The 15,158-nt window shown below is 60.3% G+C and carries 16 protein-coding genes and 2 pseudogenes; 15 read left to right on the top strand and 3 right to left on the bottom strand.

The window, feature by feature from the left end:
- The 7 genes from ACS5Q1_RS21950 to ACS5Q1_RS21920 all read left to right on the top strand — a co-directional run.
- A partial coding sequence (locus tag ACS5Q1_RS21950) for a thiamine pyrophosphate-dependent enzyme (protein ID WP_473100163.1) occupies positions 1-509 on the top strand: 509 nt, incomplete at its 5' end.
- 368 nt (positions 510-877) lie between these two features.
- Positions 878-1,369, top strand: coding sequence for a cupin domain-containing protein (locus ACS5Q1_RS21945; protein ID WP_473100162.1), 492 nt, complete (start codon positions 878-880; stop codon positions 1,367-1,369).
- Positions 1,366-1,830, top strand: coding sequence for a carboxymuconolactone decarboxylase family protein (locus ACS5Q1_RS21940; protein ID WP_473100161.1), 465 nt, complete (start codon positions 1,366-1,368; stop codon positions 1,828-1,830). The genes ACS5Q1_RS21945 and ACS5Q1_RS21940 overlap by 4 nt, the downstream gene beginning before the upstream one ends.
- A gap of 620 nt (positions 1,831-2,450) precedes the next feature.
- Positions 2,451-3,746, top strand: coding sequence for an NADH-quinone oxidoreductase subunit NuoF (nuoF, locus tag ACS5Q1_RS21935; RefSeq protein ID WP_473100160.1), 1,296 nt, complete (start codon positions 2,451-2,453; stop codon positions 3,744-3,746).
- Positions 3,747-3,818: 72 nt separating this feature from the next.
- On the top strand, positions 3,819-4,796 hold the full coding sequence (gene pdhA / locus ACS5Q1_RS21930) for a pyruvate dehydrogenase (acetyl-transferring) E1 component subunit alpha (protein WP_473100159.1): 978 nt from the start codon (positions 3,819-3,821) through the stop codon (positions 4,794-4,796).
- A gap of 379 nt (positions 4,797-5,175) precedes the next feature.
- Positions 5,176-5,340, top strand: a complete 165-nt coding sequence (locus ACS5Q1_RS21925; protein ID WP_473100169.1) for a YjiS-like domain-containing protein — start codon at positions 5,176-5,178, stop codon at positions 5,338-5,340.
- Positions 5,341-5,523: 183 nt separating this feature from the next.
- Positions 5,524-5,772: a hypothetical protein gene (locus tag ACS5Q1_RS21920; RefSeq protein WP_473100158.1), complete on the top strand. Its 249-nt coding sequence runs from the start codon at positions 5,524-5,526 to the stop codon at positions 5,770-5,772.
- A gap of 228 nt (positions 5,773-6,000) precedes the next feature.
- On the opposite strand, the pseudogene ACS5Q1_RS21915 reads toward ACS5Q1_RS21920, so the two are convergent.
- Positions 6,001-6,621: pseudogene (locus ACS5Q1_RS21915) on the bottom strand (TetR/AcrR family transcriptional regulator).
- A 237-nt stretch (positions 6,622-6,858) separates the two neighbouring features.
- Here ACS5Q1_RS21915 and ACS5Q1_RS21910 point away from each other — a divergent pair.
- From ACS5Q1_RS21910 to ACS5Q1_RS21890, 5 genes are all read left to right on the top strand, one after another.
- Entirely contained in the window at positions 6,859-7,557 is a 699-nt protein-coding gene (locus ACS5Q1_RS21910) for a transglutaminase-like cysteine peptidase (protein ID WP_473100157.1), read from the top strand.
- Between the two features lie 119 nt (positions 7,558-7,676).
- A complete protein-coding gene (locus tag ACS5Q1_RS21905; protein ID WP_473100156.1) occupies positions 7,677-7,955 on the top strand; it encodes a hypothetical protein in 279 nt (92 codons plus the stop codon).
- A gap of 60 nt (positions 7,956-8,015) precedes the next feature.
- Positions 8,016-8,531, top strand: coding sequence for a peptide-methionine (S)-S-oxide reductase MsrA (gene msrA, locus ACS5Q1_RS21900; RefSeq protein WP_473100155.1), 516 nt, complete (start codon positions 8,016-8,018; stop codon positions 8,529-8,531).
- A 504-nt stretch (positions 8,532-9,035) separates the two neighbouring features.
- Positions 9,036-9,956, top strand: a complete 921-nt coding sequence (locus ACS5Q1_RS21895) for a LysR family transcriptional regulator (RefSeq protein ID WP_473100154.1) — start codon at positions 9,036-9,038, stop codon at positions 9,954-9,956.
- Positions 9,957-10,323: 367 nt separating this feature from the next.
- Complete coding sequence (locus ACS5Q1_RS21890) at positions 10,324-11,160, top strand: SDR family NAD(P)-dependent oxidoreductase (protein WP_473100153.1); 837 nt, start codon at positions 10,324-10,326, stop codon at positions 11,158-11,160.
- A gap of 418 nt (positions 11,161-11,578) precedes the next feature.
- Here the strand turns inward: ACS5Q1_RS21890 and ACS5Q1_RS21885 are convergent, their stop codons facing one another.
- Positions 11,579-11,995 carry an organic hydroperoxide resistance protein gene (locus ACS5Q1_RS21885; RefSeq protein ID WP_473100152.1) on the bottom strand — a complete coding sequence of 139 codons (417 nt, stop codon included), beginning with the start codon at positions 11,993-11,995 and terminating at the stop codon, positions 11,579-11,581.
- A gap of 351 nt (positions 11,996-12,346) precedes the next feature.
- Here ACS5Q1_RS21885 and ACS5Q1_RS21880 point away from each other — a divergent pair, with 351 nt between their 5' ends.
- A complete protein-coding gene (locus tag ACS5Q1_RS21880) occupies positions 12,347-13,399 on the top strand; it encodes an alpha/beta fold hydrolase (RefSeq protein WP_473100151.1) in 1,053 nt (350 codons plus the stop codon).
- A gap of 6 nt (positions 13,400-13,405) precedes the next feature.
- Positions 13,406-13,711 (top strand): annotated as a pseudogene (locus ACS5Q1_RS21875) (DDE-type integrase/transposase/recombinase); the annotation flags it as partial.
- Between the two features lie 91 nt (positions 13,712-13,802).
- On the opposite strand, the gene ACS5Q1_RS21870 reads toward ACS5Q1_RS21875, so the two are convergent.
- Complete coding sequence (locus ACS5Q1_RS21870; RefSeq protein ID WP_473100150.1) at positions 13,803-14,225, bottom strand: cupin domain-containing protein; 423 nt, start codon at positions 14,223-14,225, stop codon at positions 13,803-13,805.
- A gap of 451 nt (positions 14,226-14,676) precedes the next feature.
- On the opposite strand from ACS5Q1_RS21870, the gene ACS5Q1_RS21865 reads away from it, so the two are divergent.
- The gene (locus tag ACS5Q1_RS21865) at positions 14,677-15,129 is read left to right on the top strand and encodes a DUF6130 family protein (protein ID WP_473100149.1); all 453 of its coding nucleotides are present in this window, start codon (positions 14,677-14,679) and stop codon (positions 15,127-15,129) included.
- Positions 15,130-15,158 lie beyond the last annotated feature (29 nt).

Raw genomic sequence — 15,158 nt, 5'->3', positions numbered from 1 at the left:
AGATCTGGTTCGCCCGCAACTATCGCACCCGTGTCGCCAACACGCTTCTGCTCGACAATGCGCTCGCCACCATGGGTGCCGGCCTGCCCTCGGCCATGATGGCGGCCCTGCTCTACCCCGAACGCCGCGTTCTCGCGGTCTGTGGCGACGGTGGGTTCATGATGAACTCCCAGGAGCTGGAAACGGCGGCGCGTCTTAAACTCAACCTGGTGGCGCTGATCCTGCAGGACAACGCCTATGGGATGATCCGCTGGAAGCAGGCCGTGGACGGGTATTCTGACTTTGGCCTGACCTTCGGCAATCCCGACTTCGTGACCTACGCCAAGGCCTATGGCGTCAAGGGCAGCCGGGTGGAAGGCCCCGATGATCTCGCGCCGACGCTGGAGGCCGCCTTTGCTAGCGGAGGCATTCATCTTGTCGCCGTGCCGGTGGATTACTCGGAGAACATACGGGTCCTTGTCGAAGAATTGCGTGATCGTGCCCAGACGAGTGAAGGTCAGAATGATTGAAGCCGTCCAGGCGTTCGATCAGGCACCGATCACCCGACTCGACGGTGATGATGAGGCAATCGCGCTCGATGATGGCGCCTCTCATGCCCGCTGCCATCAGGCATCCGGCGAGCGAAGGTCCTCCCTATCCGGTGCCGACGACGATGGCATCGGAAGATCGGGTCATGGCGCAAGCCCTATGTTATGTGCCGGACCGAGGAACGCAGTGGTGTCATCCAGCGGGCGACGAGCCGGATCGTTCATTCCCTTGCATGGACTTTAAGACCGCAACGGATGGTACAGTCGTTTGGTTTGTTCTTGGGCCTGTTTTGTCGCCCATGGCGGCGGCAAGATCGCCGCATGCCTGATCCCACCCTGAGGACAAGACCATGCGGATGATCCCACGAACGAGCTTCATCGGCGCCGCTGCCATCACCCTCGCCCTCGCGAGCACGACCGCGTCCGCCCACGGGCCCGAGCACAGCACGGCGGCTGCGGTGTCGCAGACCGCTGACGCGCCGACCTTCGGCGAGACGGTGAGGCCGGTCTTCGAGCGCGCCATCCCGCACATCCCGGGCAAGCGCCTGATCGCCCTCGAGGTGACCTACACCCCGGGCGGCAAGTCGCCGGCCCATTACCACTCCAACTCCGCCTTCATCTATGCGCATGTGCTCTCCGGCGCCATCCGCAGCCAGGTCAATGACGAGCCCGCCAAGGTCTACCGGGCCGGCGAGGGCTGGTACGAGGATCCGGGCGCGCACCACCGGGTGAGCGAGAACGCCAGCGCCCACGACCCGGCCCAGCTGCTCGCCGTCTTCATCATCGACCGCCAGGACCATTTCCTGGTCATCCCGGACCGCCAGCAGGGATCGGCACGATGACCCAGCGGATGAACTATGCCGCCGCCGCCCCGGGCGGCATGAAGGCCCTCGGCGCCGTCTATGGCTATGTCGCCCAGAGCGGCTTGCCGGCCGCCCTGATCGAACTGGTGTATCTGCGCATCTCGCAGCTCAATGGCTGCGCCTATTGCATCGACATGCACAGCCGCGACCTGCTCCAGGCGGGCCTGCCGGTCGACAAGCTCGTGCTCGTCCCGGCCTGGGACGAGGCCGGAGCTCTGTTCAGCGACCGCGAAAAGGCGGCGCTGCAATGGGCCGAGACGGTCACCCGGGTCAGCGACACGCAGGTGCCGGAGGCGGCCTATGCCGCGGCCCGCGCGGCGTTCAGCGAGAAGGAGCTGGCCGACCTGACGATCGCCATCGGCCTGATGAACGCCTACAACCGCCTGGCAATCAGCTTCCGCGTGCCGCCGCTCGCCGCAGCCTCCGCCGCAGCCGCGTGAGTTCCGCCCGAGCGCACGGATATCGAGTGAAGGATTTCGGCTGTCCGGCCGCCTGCGCGACCGGGAAGCTTGAGCAGGGAATATGCCTTCGCGTGGCACCGGAGAAGAATATGAAAAGCGATGGTCCTCAATCGGACGACGCCATGATGGCACTGGTGCAACGTTCTTGTTGCACCACATGCCTACGGTTTGTGGCGATGGCGGCTTGATGATAAGCTCACAGAAGTTGGAAATGGCGCTTCTCAAGCTGAATTTGGTCGTCCCGATCCTGGAGACCCGGCATGCGACATGATCCACTGGAAAGAGGCGGCAGACCAGTTTGCAGACTGGAGACTGACCTTCGCAATCCGGTTTCAAGTATGCCGACGCCTATGGCACCAAAGGGTGGTGTGTAGCAGCCTTGGAGGATCTCACGCCCAAGAGTGGCCGGCATCAATGCAGGCGGCACTCACCTCGTCTCGGAGCCAGTCGACTAGAGAGAATGCACGCGTTCTGATTGAGGAACTCGGCACGGTATGGGCCGATAGCGGTGCAATCCCTTAGTTGATCGGGGGTGTCATCGCACTAGCACGTTTGCTGCGTCTTCATGATGAGTTCGGACGACAAGAGGAGAACTGGTCATGCTCAGCGACCGGGACCGGATTTTCACCAACCTCTATGGGTTTCACGATTGGCGGCTCGCCAGTGCACAGTTGCGCGGAGACTGGGATGGGACACCACTTCTGCTTTCGCAGGGACGGGACTGGATTGTCAATGAGATCAAGGAGTCAGGGCTTCGCGGACGGGGCGGCGCGGGATTTGCAACGGGACTGAAATGGTCCTTCATGCCGAAGCCATCCGATCATCTGCCCAGCTATCTTGTCGTCAATGCCGACGAGTCCGAACCTGGAACCTGTAAGGACCGTGAAATCCTGCGCAATGATCCTCACAAACTGATAGAGGGCTGCCTGCTCGCATCGTTCGCCATCGGCGCGCATACTTGTTACATTTATATTCGAGGCGAGTTTATTGAGGAAGCCGCTCATCTGCAGCACGCCATTGACGAGGCCTACCGTGCCGGTTTGATCGGGCGAAACGCCTGTGGATCCGGGTGGGACTTCGATCTTTACCTTCATCGTGGTGCAGGCGCCTACATCGCCGGGGAAGAGACGGGCCTGCTCGAGAGCCTCGAGGGGAAAAAGGCGATGCCCCGGATGAAGCCGCCATTTCCAGCGGGGGTCGGTCTGTACGGCTGTCCGACGACGGTGAACAACGTCGAGACCATTGCAGTCGTGCCGACGATCTTGCGACGGGGAGGCGCGTGGTTTGCGGGATTTGGCCGACCGAACAACGCAGGCACCAAGATATTTTCGATTTCCGGCCATGTGAACAGGCCGTGCAATGTCGAGGAAGCCATGAGTATCCCGTTGCGCGAACTGATCGACACCTATGCGGGTGGAGTCCGCGGAGGGTGGGACAACCTTCTCGCGGTCATTCCGGGAGGTGGTTCGATGCCGCTCGTGCCGAAGAGCATATGCGATACATTGCTGATGGACTTCGACAGCCTCCGCAGCGTCAAAAGCGGTCTCGGCACCGCCGCGATCATCGTCATGGATAAGTCGACGGACCTGATTGCTGCCATCGCTCGCCTATGCGCGTTCTTCAAGCACGAAAGCTGCGGCCAGTGCACCCCCTGCCGGGAAGGAACAGGGTGGATGACGAGGGTCATGTACCGGATGGTCGAAGGCCGTGCCGATCCGAACGAGATCGACTTGCTGGAACAGGTCACGCGGCAGATGGAAGGCCATACGATTTGCGCGTTTGGAGATGCCGCCGCCTGGCCCGTGCAAGGGCTCATCCGTCACTTTCGTCCAATGATGCTTGAGCGGATTGCATCGCACCAACGTGAACATCAATCAATTCTCGCAGCGGAGTAAGTCGACTATCCACCCTGTCGGATGGCCTCAATCCAATGATGCTGAATTGACACCGAACGTTCGGAGAACGTCATGGCACCGAAATTGAACAGGGATCAGGAGTTACACGCGTACCGCGATATGCTTCTGATCCGGCGCTTCGAGGAGAAGTCCGGCCAGATGTACGGCATGGGCCTGATCGGTGGTTTCTGTCACCTCTACATCGGCCAGGAGGCTGTCGTCGTCGGCATGCAGATGGCGACGAAAGATGGCGACCAGGTGATCACCGGTTATCGCGATCACGGTCACATGCTCGCCTGCGGCATGGATGCGAAGGGTGTCATGGCCGAATTGACGGGACGCCGCGGCGGTCTGTCGAAGGGCAAGGGCGGCTCCATGCACATGTTCTCCAAGGAGAAGCATTTCTATGGCGGCCACGGCATCGTCGGCGCCCAGGTGTCGCTCGGCACCGGCATCGCGTTCGCCAACCATTATCGCGACAACGGCAATGTCTGCCTGACCTATTTCGGTGACGGCGCTGCCAACCAGGGCCAGGTCTACGAGAGCTTCAACATGGCAGCGCTCTGGAAGCTGCCGGTTGTCTATGTGATCGAGAACAACCGCTATGCCATGGGCACGGCCGTCACGCGCGCTTCCGCGCAGACCGATTTCTCGAAGCGTGGTCTGTCCTTCGGCATTCCGGGTGAGCAGGTGGACGGCATGGACGTTCGCGCGGTCTACGCCGCTGGTCGCCGCGCCATCGAGCACGCCCGCTCCGGCAAGGGCCCGTATATCCTCGAGATGCAGACTTACCGCTACCGCGGCCACTCCATGTCCGATCCGGCGAAGTATCGCACGAAGGACGAAGTGACTCGCATGCGCGAAGAGTACGATCCGATCGAGCAGGTGCGCCGTCGTCTGCTGGAGACATGGAAGCTGTCGGAGGACGAGCTGAAGGCCATCGACAGCAAGGTGCGCGAGATCGTCAACGAGGCGGCCGAGTTCGCCACGCACGATCCCGAGCCCGATCCGTCCGAGCTCTACATGGACATTCTGCTCTCGGCACCCTAGAGCATCGGACCCAAAAGTGGATTTCACTTTTGGGTCCGATGCTCCACTCCTCGAAGAGCGCATCGTTGGACGCGGATCCGGAGGTCCGCGTCAGCGAAAACCGGGTCCACTTTTCACTAGCGTGGCCTTTCGGGTCCGCACGATGCGCTAAGGGCGGCGTCTCAAGGCAAGACTTGAACTCCATTTGAATCCAACAACGCCCCTATTTCAACAAGTCGCTCACACACCTAACCTGCCATGGCGCGAGGGTCCCCCGGTCGGGAATAGGGTCGGGTATGCTGATCCGATCGAGTGATCAATGGTGCAGTTCTTTCACTCAATCTTAGACCTGTTTTGTAGCCCAGCCCGGTGGCAGGATCGCCGCCGTCACGAGACGCCATTGCTTCGTCTTCAAATCGAGGATTCCTCTTTTCATCGCTTTTCTTCTTTCCAGGATCCGTGCCTACTGGCGGTTTCGCGCGTCCATTCGAGAGCTGTCCATCTCTCCGATCGCGAACTGGATGACATCGGCATCTCCCGCTACGAAATCGATACCGCCGTATAGATCCCCGACTCGGTGAACGAGACCGAGAAGTATCGAAGGTGCTGCATGCAAATCCGCTCGCGGGATGGCTACGCGCGGAGGGGCCGAGGAACCCAAGCCGCGAGATCGTCTCAATCTCGATCGGCGAGCGCGATTGCAACATCCCTCAAGCATCAGCTATGCGCCGGTGCCATGGAGAGAAACATGTCGATAGAGCTCCTTATGATCCTGTCCCTTCTTGTTCTTCCAAGCATGGCCCGGGCGGAAATGGGCGGCAGCACGGATCGCGATCGTGTCCGGCTGGAGGTTGAGGCCATGCAGCGGGATGGCCGCTGGGAGCATGCCATTGCGGCAGGTCGCGCCAACAAGGAAGCCTTCGAGGCGCTGCGCCAGACCCAAGATCGGATTCGGCTGCCCGCAACCAGATACACGGCGCCGACATCAGCCCGTTAGCTCGGGAATTCGCGCGGGCTCGTGCAGAACCGCACCGCGGGCCAAAGCACGGCCCGGTGCAGTCCAGATCCGCGGCCATGTCGAGAACGGCGAGGTTCGCCACCAGGTCGCGCCCAAGGCCGAGCGGAGAATTTGACCTCCTTGCTCAAACCGGAGCGGCTGCCTCTGGCGGCAGACTGGAGCCGGATCCCATGGTCTGATCACAGACGAACCTCAGGACATCTGTGCTCACCGACTGGGATTCCCTCTCCGGTCTGACGATACAGGCGCAGCTTGCTCGGCGGACGGCCCCTCTCCCGCAAGCAACTGGATTGCTATGCGTTTGGCCTGCCGGGCAGGCTCGATGCTGCGGGTCATCTGTGCAACGGCGGTCGCGCCCTCGTGCAGCAGATTTATCTCGGCCGCAATTCGCTTCGGCTCGGCAAACCGCGCCGCATGGGCGAGCTCCTCAAAATACGCCAGCGCCAGGCGTTTGTGCAGTACGGCTGCACGGAACACGGGATTGCCGGTGTCCTTATGCTCCCCTGCGGCGCTCACGAAAATGCAGCCGCGGAATCGCTCGTCACGGAACCAGGTTTCGAGGAAATCGAATGTCGCGAACAGACGCTCGACCGGATCCGTCGCACGCTGCTAGACAAAGGCCCGCATGGCGTCGCGCTCCTGCTCGTCACGACGCTCCAGAGCAGCCAGGATCAGATCCTCCTTGGTTTCGAAGTGTCGGTACAGCGTCGTCTTGGCGATCCCCGCTTCTGCGATGATCAGGTCGATACCCGCGGCGTGGTAACCGTGCTGGTTGAAAAGCCGGAGTGCAGTCTCGAGCAGGTGATCTCTGATCTCTGAACGACGCATCGGACTCTCAGAATACGTAACAGATCTGTATCTTTATCTCATCACAGCCACCTCAGAAGCAAGCGATTTTAAGGTAAGGCCTGCATTTTCGCAAAGGCGGATCGGCAATTCTGCTCTTCGTGACGCCTTCCCATTAGATACAGATCGGTATATTTTATCTCTAATAGATACAGATCTGTGTCTATTTTGGAACTGGCAGGGCGTCCTGCCTGACCCGGATCGACCAGGAGGGCCAATATGCCCTGGATAACTAAACGGACGTGCGCGTGTTACCCTGTCGCCAAGACCGACACCGCCTCCCGTGGAAACTTGGCGTGGTTCCTGCGGACGGTTGCGATCAGCCTCCTTCTGTTTTTCGCGCTCGTCGGTGTCCCACGTGCCAGTGCAGGCGAGTTCCATCAGCTCAATGCAGTCTGGATTCCGACAGCGGACGGGAGCGCTCAGCCAACAGATGCCTGGAGAGAGTTCTGCGAACGGAGCCCGGGCGAGTGTATGATCAATCCCTCCGAGCCTGCCACAATCGAGCTTGATGGGCGTGTGTGGAATTTGATCATCACGATCAACAAGCAAGTCAACACCGCCGTGTCGCCGCAGGAAGACATCAACCACTGGGGTGTGATTGACCGTTGGGACTACCCGGACGATGGCTATGGGGATTGTGAGGACTATCAGATCCTCAAGCGGCGGCTACCGGTCGAGGCGGGATTGCCGCGGCGGGCCCTTCGCATGGTTGTGGTACTCGATGAGCTGGGCGCAGGCCATGCCGTCATGGCGGTCCGGACCGACCAAGGTGACTTCATCCTCGACAACAAGCGAGATGCCGTCCTACCATGGCATCAGACCGGCTACGTGTACATCAAGAGCGAGGGTGACCGCACTTATGCCTGGATTTGGCTGAGCAACCAAGCCGTCGTCACGTCAACGGTGAGCCGGTAATCAAGGTGCCAAGGGCGGCAGATGATCCAATGAATTCTGCAACGCTAATCTCTGGCGCTTTCGATATCGTTGAATCGAGCGCGGAGCTGTTCTCGGTCTTGCGAGCTAAAGCGACCCACATGCCACGGTTACTGCACGGAAGCCGTACGCGCATCCTAACCGCCGACACCGGCGAAGGTGCCTTTTACGTCCTGCGTGACTGGGATCATCTGGTCGACTGTCTCTGCACCCGGGCCAATCTGTCGGGTCCAATGGACGACGGACCCTGGCTGACGAATACCATGACAGCCCCCGACAGCAGCAATCCGGGACAGGTGTATGCCGATGGCCCGCCTGAGGTTAGTGAGACTGCGCGATGGCATCAACTCAGCTTCGCTGCGGTCTATTCATTACAATGATATAAAGAGCGAGGGTTATGGCGAGTTTCGCAAGCTTTTTGCAGAGAAAGGAGAAAGCCTATGACTGGTGTGGCTGAGCGAGCCATCTTGGCCGGAGGATGCTTCTGGGGCATGCAGGATCTCATCCGCCGCCTCCCCGGTGTCGTCTCCACCCGCGTCGGGTACTCCGGTGGAGACGTGGCGAACGCAACCTACCGCAACCATGGCACGCACGCCGAGGCCATCGAGATCATCTTCGATCCCGAGAAAACGAGCTTCCGCGACCTGCTGGAATTCTTCTTTCAGATTCATGACCCGAGCACGAAGAACCGGCAGGGGAATGACCTCGGTCTGAGCTACCGTTCGGCGATCTTCTACACCTCGGACGAGCAGCGTCAGGTGGCCGAGGACACGATCGCCGATGTGGATGCCTCAGGCCTGTGGCCGGGCAAGGTCGTGACCGAGGTCGCTCCCGCGGGCGACTTCTGGGAGGCGGAGCCGGAACATCAGGATTATCTCGAGCGCTATCCGGGCGGCTACACCTGCCACTTCGTCCGCCCTGGCTGGAAGCTGCCGCGCCGCAGCTCTGCTGCTTAGCATTGCGAGCATTGAGCGTCGGCCCCATCCAGGAGACCTCAATAAACAAAAGGGCCCGGAGCAATCCGGGCCCTTTTATCTGTATGGCTGGAGCGATGAGCGGTCGACACCCGCATCCGCTGAATGAGCTCTTCACGAAGCACCAATCTTTGGGCGTGAAACGGCAATGCAGATCTTCAGAGAACAATCACCATCCGCGATTTTCGCAAGGCTCGGCAACTCCCGCAACATCGAGACAGTCGCTGACTAGACGTCAATAGGCACGAAGCAAATGACGATACCCGTGAATACCTTGCAGGCCCGGTCCCTGCGGATACAGCAAGGATCGCTGGCATGGGACCTAATCATATTGAAGTTAGCCATGGCGATCCAACCCAAGGCTGGTTCTGCCGCACGGCCGAGCTTCTGCAAACAGGAGCATAGGAATTGCCGCCATGCGAGTGAATAGCTATGATTTGGCGGCCATTACTCCTCCGGCCGGAAGAATAAGGGGAGGACGAAGACGTGGACCGCCTCGATGCCATGAAAGTCTTCGTCACGGCCCTTGATGAGGGCAGCCTTGCTGGCGCCAGTCGCAAGCTTCGCCGCTCGCCGGCCGCCGTCAGCCGGGCCATCGCCTTCCTGGAGGAGCATGTCGGCGCCGAACTCCTGCACCGGACGACGCGATCGATCAAGCTCAGCGAAGCGGGGGAACGCTACGCGGCCGCCTGCCGGCGCGTGCTCATCGATCTCGAGGAAGCCGACATCATGGCGGCCGGGGAGCGCTCGGCGCCGCGCGGCACGCTGACCGTGACCGCCCCGGTCTTTGCCGGTGAGACTGTGTTGGGCCCGATCCTCGATGCCTTCCTGGATGCGTACCTGGCGGTGTCGGTGCGTCTGTACCTGCTGGATCGGTTCGTGAACGTCATCGACGAGGGAATCGATGTTGCCCTGCGCATCGGGCACCTTGCCGACTCGAGCTTGGTGGCAACCCGGGTCGGCGAGGTGCGCCGGGTCGTAACGGCGTCGCCGCGCTACCTCGCGCAGAATCCCCGCATCACGGAGCCGGCGGACCTTGCCAAGCATCAGATCATCACATTTGCAGACCTTGGAATCGACTCCTGGAGCTTTCCGCCGCCAGACGGATCATCTGCTCCCCGCACGGTGCATTTTACACCGCGGCTCATCGTCAACAGTATCCGGGGAGCCATAGTCGCTGCCGTTAACGGCCGAGGTGTGACGCGCGTGCTCTCTTATCACATCCCGCAACAGGTGCGCGAAGGGGCATTAGAGATCGTTCTCAAGGACCATGAGCCACCGCCTTTTCCTGTGCATCTGATTGCGCCACAGGGACGTCTCTCGGTGCCGAAAGTACGCGCGTTCGTCGACCTTGCTCTCCCTCGGCTCCGCAATCACTTCGCGACGGCGAGCCGCGACACCGGATAATCACGCGACAGCCTTCTTGCCGCTGAGATAAGTCAGGATTCCTGCATTCCCCGCCACGCCGCCATAAATGGTAGTTGGCGACAGACTACTCTGCTCTCCACCACGGAATGCCCGGTTATGGCCGAGCTTAATGCCCGCCCAATTGAGGTGTTATGATGCGGGATCGGTCGACGGTCCACGAGATAGCCCGCCAACAACAATTCGCAGTCAAACGCCCTCACCTGCCCGCATTCTATCGCGCAATGAAAGAGTGTCTCCCGATCAGCGTCTATTCGCACCCGCATCGGACGAGGCTAATTCTGTCTCCACCAATGTTAGGTGGCCCGACGGGCGGTACCACCCTCAGCAAGGACGAAGGACCTCTACCATGAGCATCGACAGAAAAGTTGCCGTCATTACAGGCGCCTCGACGGGCATCGGCGCCATCTATGCCGATCGCCTGGCCCGGCGCGGCTACGATCTGATCCTCGTGGCGCGCAACCAGAGCCGCCTCGAGGCGCTTGCGGCCCGGCTGCGCGACGAGACCGGCCGTTCGGTCGAGATCCTGCCCGCCGACCTGAATGACAGTGCGGATCTTGCTCGGGTTGAGACGGTCCTGCGGACAAACGGCACGATCTCGATGCTCGTGAACAATGCCGGCATCGGCGGGGCGGCTCCGCTGTTGGCCTCCGATGTTGACGCGATGGACCGGATGATCCAACTGAACGTCCTGGCGCTGACCCGCCTGACCTACGCGGCCACCCCAACCTTTGCGGCGCGTGGCAGCGGCACGATCATCAACATCGCCTCGATCGTCGCCATCTCGCCGGAAACGCTGAATGGTGTCTATGGCGGCACCAAGGCCTTCGTGCTGGCCTTCAGCCAGTCCCTCCAGCACGAACTGGCTGAGAAGGGCGTACGGATCCAGGCAGTCCTGCCTGGCGCCACCGCGACGGAGTTCTGGGACATCGCCGGGCTGCCGGTGAACAATCTCCCAGCAGAAATCGTCATGTCGGCGCAGGACTTGGTCGACGCCGCGCTGGCCGGTCTGGACCAGGGTGAGACCGTCACCATCCCCTCGCTTGAGGACAAGTCCGAGTGGGACGCCTACGACGCGACCCGCCAGGCGATGGCCGGCAAGCTCTCGCGCACGAAGCCCGCCAGCCGGTACAATGTTGTGGCCGAAAAGACGGACCGCACCTCCCTGGAATCTGCTCACTATTGATGCTGCATCAACGAGCCGGGAGTTTCTGCAGGGTTATGTACTCGATGCGCTGGAAACAGCCTTTTTACATTTCTGATTGATCTGAGAGCGGACCGGGCAACCGGATCAGTCATCTCACGGCTCTGCTGATAGATAAAATAAGAAAGCCACCGATGCGTGCGGCGCTCGCGCAGCCTGCATCGGTGGCTTTCTCAGCTTGCCGTCACCATGTGTGGTGTCGCTCCGATCAGCACAACGGGCAGCTCGGCGGATTTCCGCTCAAGCCTCCAACGTGGCCAAAGGCCGGGCCAACCTTTCACGTATCAGCGCCGCAGCCTGCCGTCACTCAGTCCGATTCATTCAGGGTGAAGTGATGCTACTCAGCGGCGGGACACTACCTCCGGGGCCAGCTCTTGGCGGACCCCAGAGGCGACATCACCTAGACAAGCGCGATCGCAACGTCGATGTTCCCGCGCGTGGCCTTGGAATAAGGGCACGTCTGGTGCGCTTCATCGACGAGCACCTGCGCCGTTGCAGCATCGATGCCCGGCAGACTCACGTTGAGACGAGCCTGGAGGAAATAGGCGTCACCCGTGTGTCCGACGTCGACCTCTGCATAGACCGCGTGGTCCTCGGGAAGAGCGATCTTCCGCTTGCCGGCCGCGATGCCAATCGCGCTGAGAAAGCAGGCCGACCACCCAGCTGCAAAGAGCTGCTCCGGATTGGTACCGCTCCCCGTACTCCCGAAATGGGACAGCTTGACATCAAGACGGCCGTCGTCGCTGCGAGATGCACCGTCGCGGCCGCCGGACGTGCGGGTCTTACCTGTATAGAGCACCTTCTCAATTTTCGCCATGGTGTAGGCTCCTTTGTGACGCTGATGGTCGTGTCTTCAGCGGAGCCGATAAGTGTCCGGTCCAAGTATCCGGCATGTTTTCAGATCGACCAGAAATGTAAGCCAGCGTCGTTTTCAGGGGACCTGATACAAAATCTTACAAAAACTCCTGTATCGCCAATGGCGACAATGAAACTTGTCCGTCCTTCGATATGCTCGGACAAGCGAATCCGGAAGGATCATATCTGTATCTCGGTGTATCTAACCGGATCGTTAGTACATGATTGTTCAAAACTCCCGCTGCGGGAACACAGTGGAGACACATTGACGTCAGTTTCTGTCGCTCAGGTTCACTCAGCGGGAGGGAAATCGATGACAGAGGAAATCAATCATCTGCGGCGGTACGTTGTGGGTGCGGGAGCATTGACCATCGCGGCTACCAAACTCGGATTTTTGGGGCGCGCGCGAGCTCAATCAGGCAACCCGGTGCCGTCCCGCCCTCCAGTGGTCACGCCGGGCACGAATACGTCGTTCTCCATGCTCAAGCAGATCGACGCAGGCGTCCTGAATGTCGGTTATGCGGAAGTCGGCCCGGTCGATGGCGCTCCAGTAATCCTTCTGCACGGCTGGCCCTACGACATCCATACTTATGTGGATGTGGCGCCGCTACTCGCCAGCGCGGGTTATCGGGTAATCGTTCCCTATTTGCGTGGGTACGGCACCACACGCTTTCTGTCGGACGGCACACCCAGGAACGGCCAACAATCGGCACTCGCCGTCGATATCATCGCCCTGATGGATGCCCTTAGGATCGAGAAAGCCATCATCGCGGGCTGCGACTGGGGTGCACGAACCGCCAACATCCTGGCGGCTCTCTGGCCGGACCGGTGCAGGGCCATGGTCTCGGTGAGCGGCTATCTGATCGGCAGTATCGAAGCCAACAAGATGCCCTTGCCGCCCAAGGCTGAGCTGCAATGGTGGTATCAGTACTACTTCGTGACGGAACGCGGCCGCGCCGGATACGAAATGTACCGGCGCGACTTCGCCAAGCTGATCTGGGAGCTTGCCTCACCGAAGTGGAACTTCGACGAGGTCACGTTCAATCGCAGCGCCGCGGCATTCGAGAACCCAGATCATGTCGCGATCGCGATCCACAATTACCGCTGGCGGCTCGGGCTAGCCGACGGTGAGCGCCAATACGATCATCTGGAAATGCGGCTCGCTCAATTTCCGGTGATCAACATCCCGACGATAACCCTCGAAGGGGATGCCAATGGCGCACCCCATCCGGACCCGGCTGTTTATGCCAAGAAATTCTCTGGCAAATACGAACATCGGCTGATCACCGGCGGGGTTGGCCACAATCTGCCGCAGGAAGCACCGCAGGCTTTCGCTCAGGCGGTGGCGGACGTCGATCGCGCCTGACACGCGGACGGCAGCCGGACCAATTACGAAGCGATCCCGTCCTGGATACGGCAGACCGGCTCCAGGACAGATCGAGACATAAGCAGAGGCGGATCCGGATCCAGCAGAGTCACTACTTGAACAATCGGATCGAGCAGGACCACCGCGCCATCAAGCACCGAGTTTGACCTATGCTCGGGTAAAGTCGGTGGGACGCTATCGGCCATCTTGGGTGGGGTTGAAATGATCTACATGCTGCATAAAGGACAGGCAAAGTATACGTTCCATTCGAACCTACCGCTTCCGGAGCAGTTCGAGTTACTCGCCGCTTGAAGGGAAGCGACGTTTCGCGGGCGACGAAAGGCATTCGCCCCCAGCCCTCTCTCAGCAAATCAATGCTCTGGCTAGACGAGGATCGTATCGCTCACTTGACGACCACGAGCGGCTTTTCTTTCTCGACTAAGTATGTGGCGAGCTCTGCTGCATGGCTGCTGCCGACATTCCTCGCCGCGTGGGGCGTTCCGGCCGGAATAAACAGGGAGTCGCCGGCCTTGAGCGTGATTGGCGGCTTGTCCTCGAGCTGATACTCCAGCGCGCCCTCAAGGACATAGGCGACCTCTTCGCCCGGATGCGTGTGCATGCCGAACGCCGCTCCCGGGGCGATGTCGACGCGCACCTGGATGACCTCGCGTCCGGACTGACCGAGATCGTGCCGCAGGATCTCGGTGCGACCGATGCCTGGAGGTCGCGCCATCTGATTTCCTGACTGCTGTGCCTGCGCCAACTGCAGCGTCAACCCGCCTCCAACGAACAGCACCGCTGCTGCAATAATTCGAGTCGTCTTCATGTGAATATCCTTGTATCGTTCGGATCCATTGAAGATGGCACTTGTATCCATGATGTTTCGAACGATTGCTGATTTGTATCCCCATGTGTTCGCACTCCTGTGGGACGCAGGGGCGTACTAAAGCATCCCCTTTCTGTTCCAACCCGCCAGAGTTGAAAGCCGATGTCGCTCTCAAGCGTCGGAGCACTCTGTACCGTGAGCAAACCGGACTAAATGCGGGAGGTTGCGCATGTAGTCTGCGAGCGTGGCGCTGCATCTCTGCTCAGCGCCGTTTGCCGTATGAGATGAAGCCGCCTGACTCCTACATGGTGATACAGTTTGCGTCTATCTGAACACAATTGAGATACGAGCGCGGGCCAGACTCACCATAGCAAATCGATGATCGAAGGTGACTGACACTACTATGAAGAACAAGAATTTCTCTAACAAATTTAAGGAGACTGCATTGACCATGCTCATCAAAACGCTCGCTGCAGCCGCGGCGGCTGCCGTTCTCACCACGAGCGCCCTCGCCCAGGGCGTCGGGGAGGTCAGTAATCCCCCGCCGTTCTTCCCCATCAAGGACGAGCCGGCACCCAAGCTGATCGTAGATCCTCCGCTTCCTGGACCACTGGCCCGAGGCGCTGTTCTCATCCCGTACCGGACGGAGAACTTCCGCATCCTGCCGGTGTTCGGAGCGGCTGCCAGCAACGTCTCTCCACGGGTCGGGCATCTCCACGTCACGGTTGACGATGCGCCTTGGCGCTGGGCAGACATCGGAAGTGGGACCAATACAATCGTGGTGGTGGGATTACCGCCGGGCCAGCACAAGGTGAAACTTGAGTTGGCCAGCCCCGAACACCACGTCTTTACCGGGCAGACGGTGACATTCGCCGTACTAGAGGCTGGATCTCACCCGCATTGAAGGTTGCGAAAGCTCTGCACAAGAGCCGG

The sequence above is a fragment of the Microvirga sp. GN3 genome (genome assembly GCF_055792825.1).
Note: the sequence above shows the minus strand (reverse complement) of the source record. Positions and strands in the feature narration are given on the sequence as shown.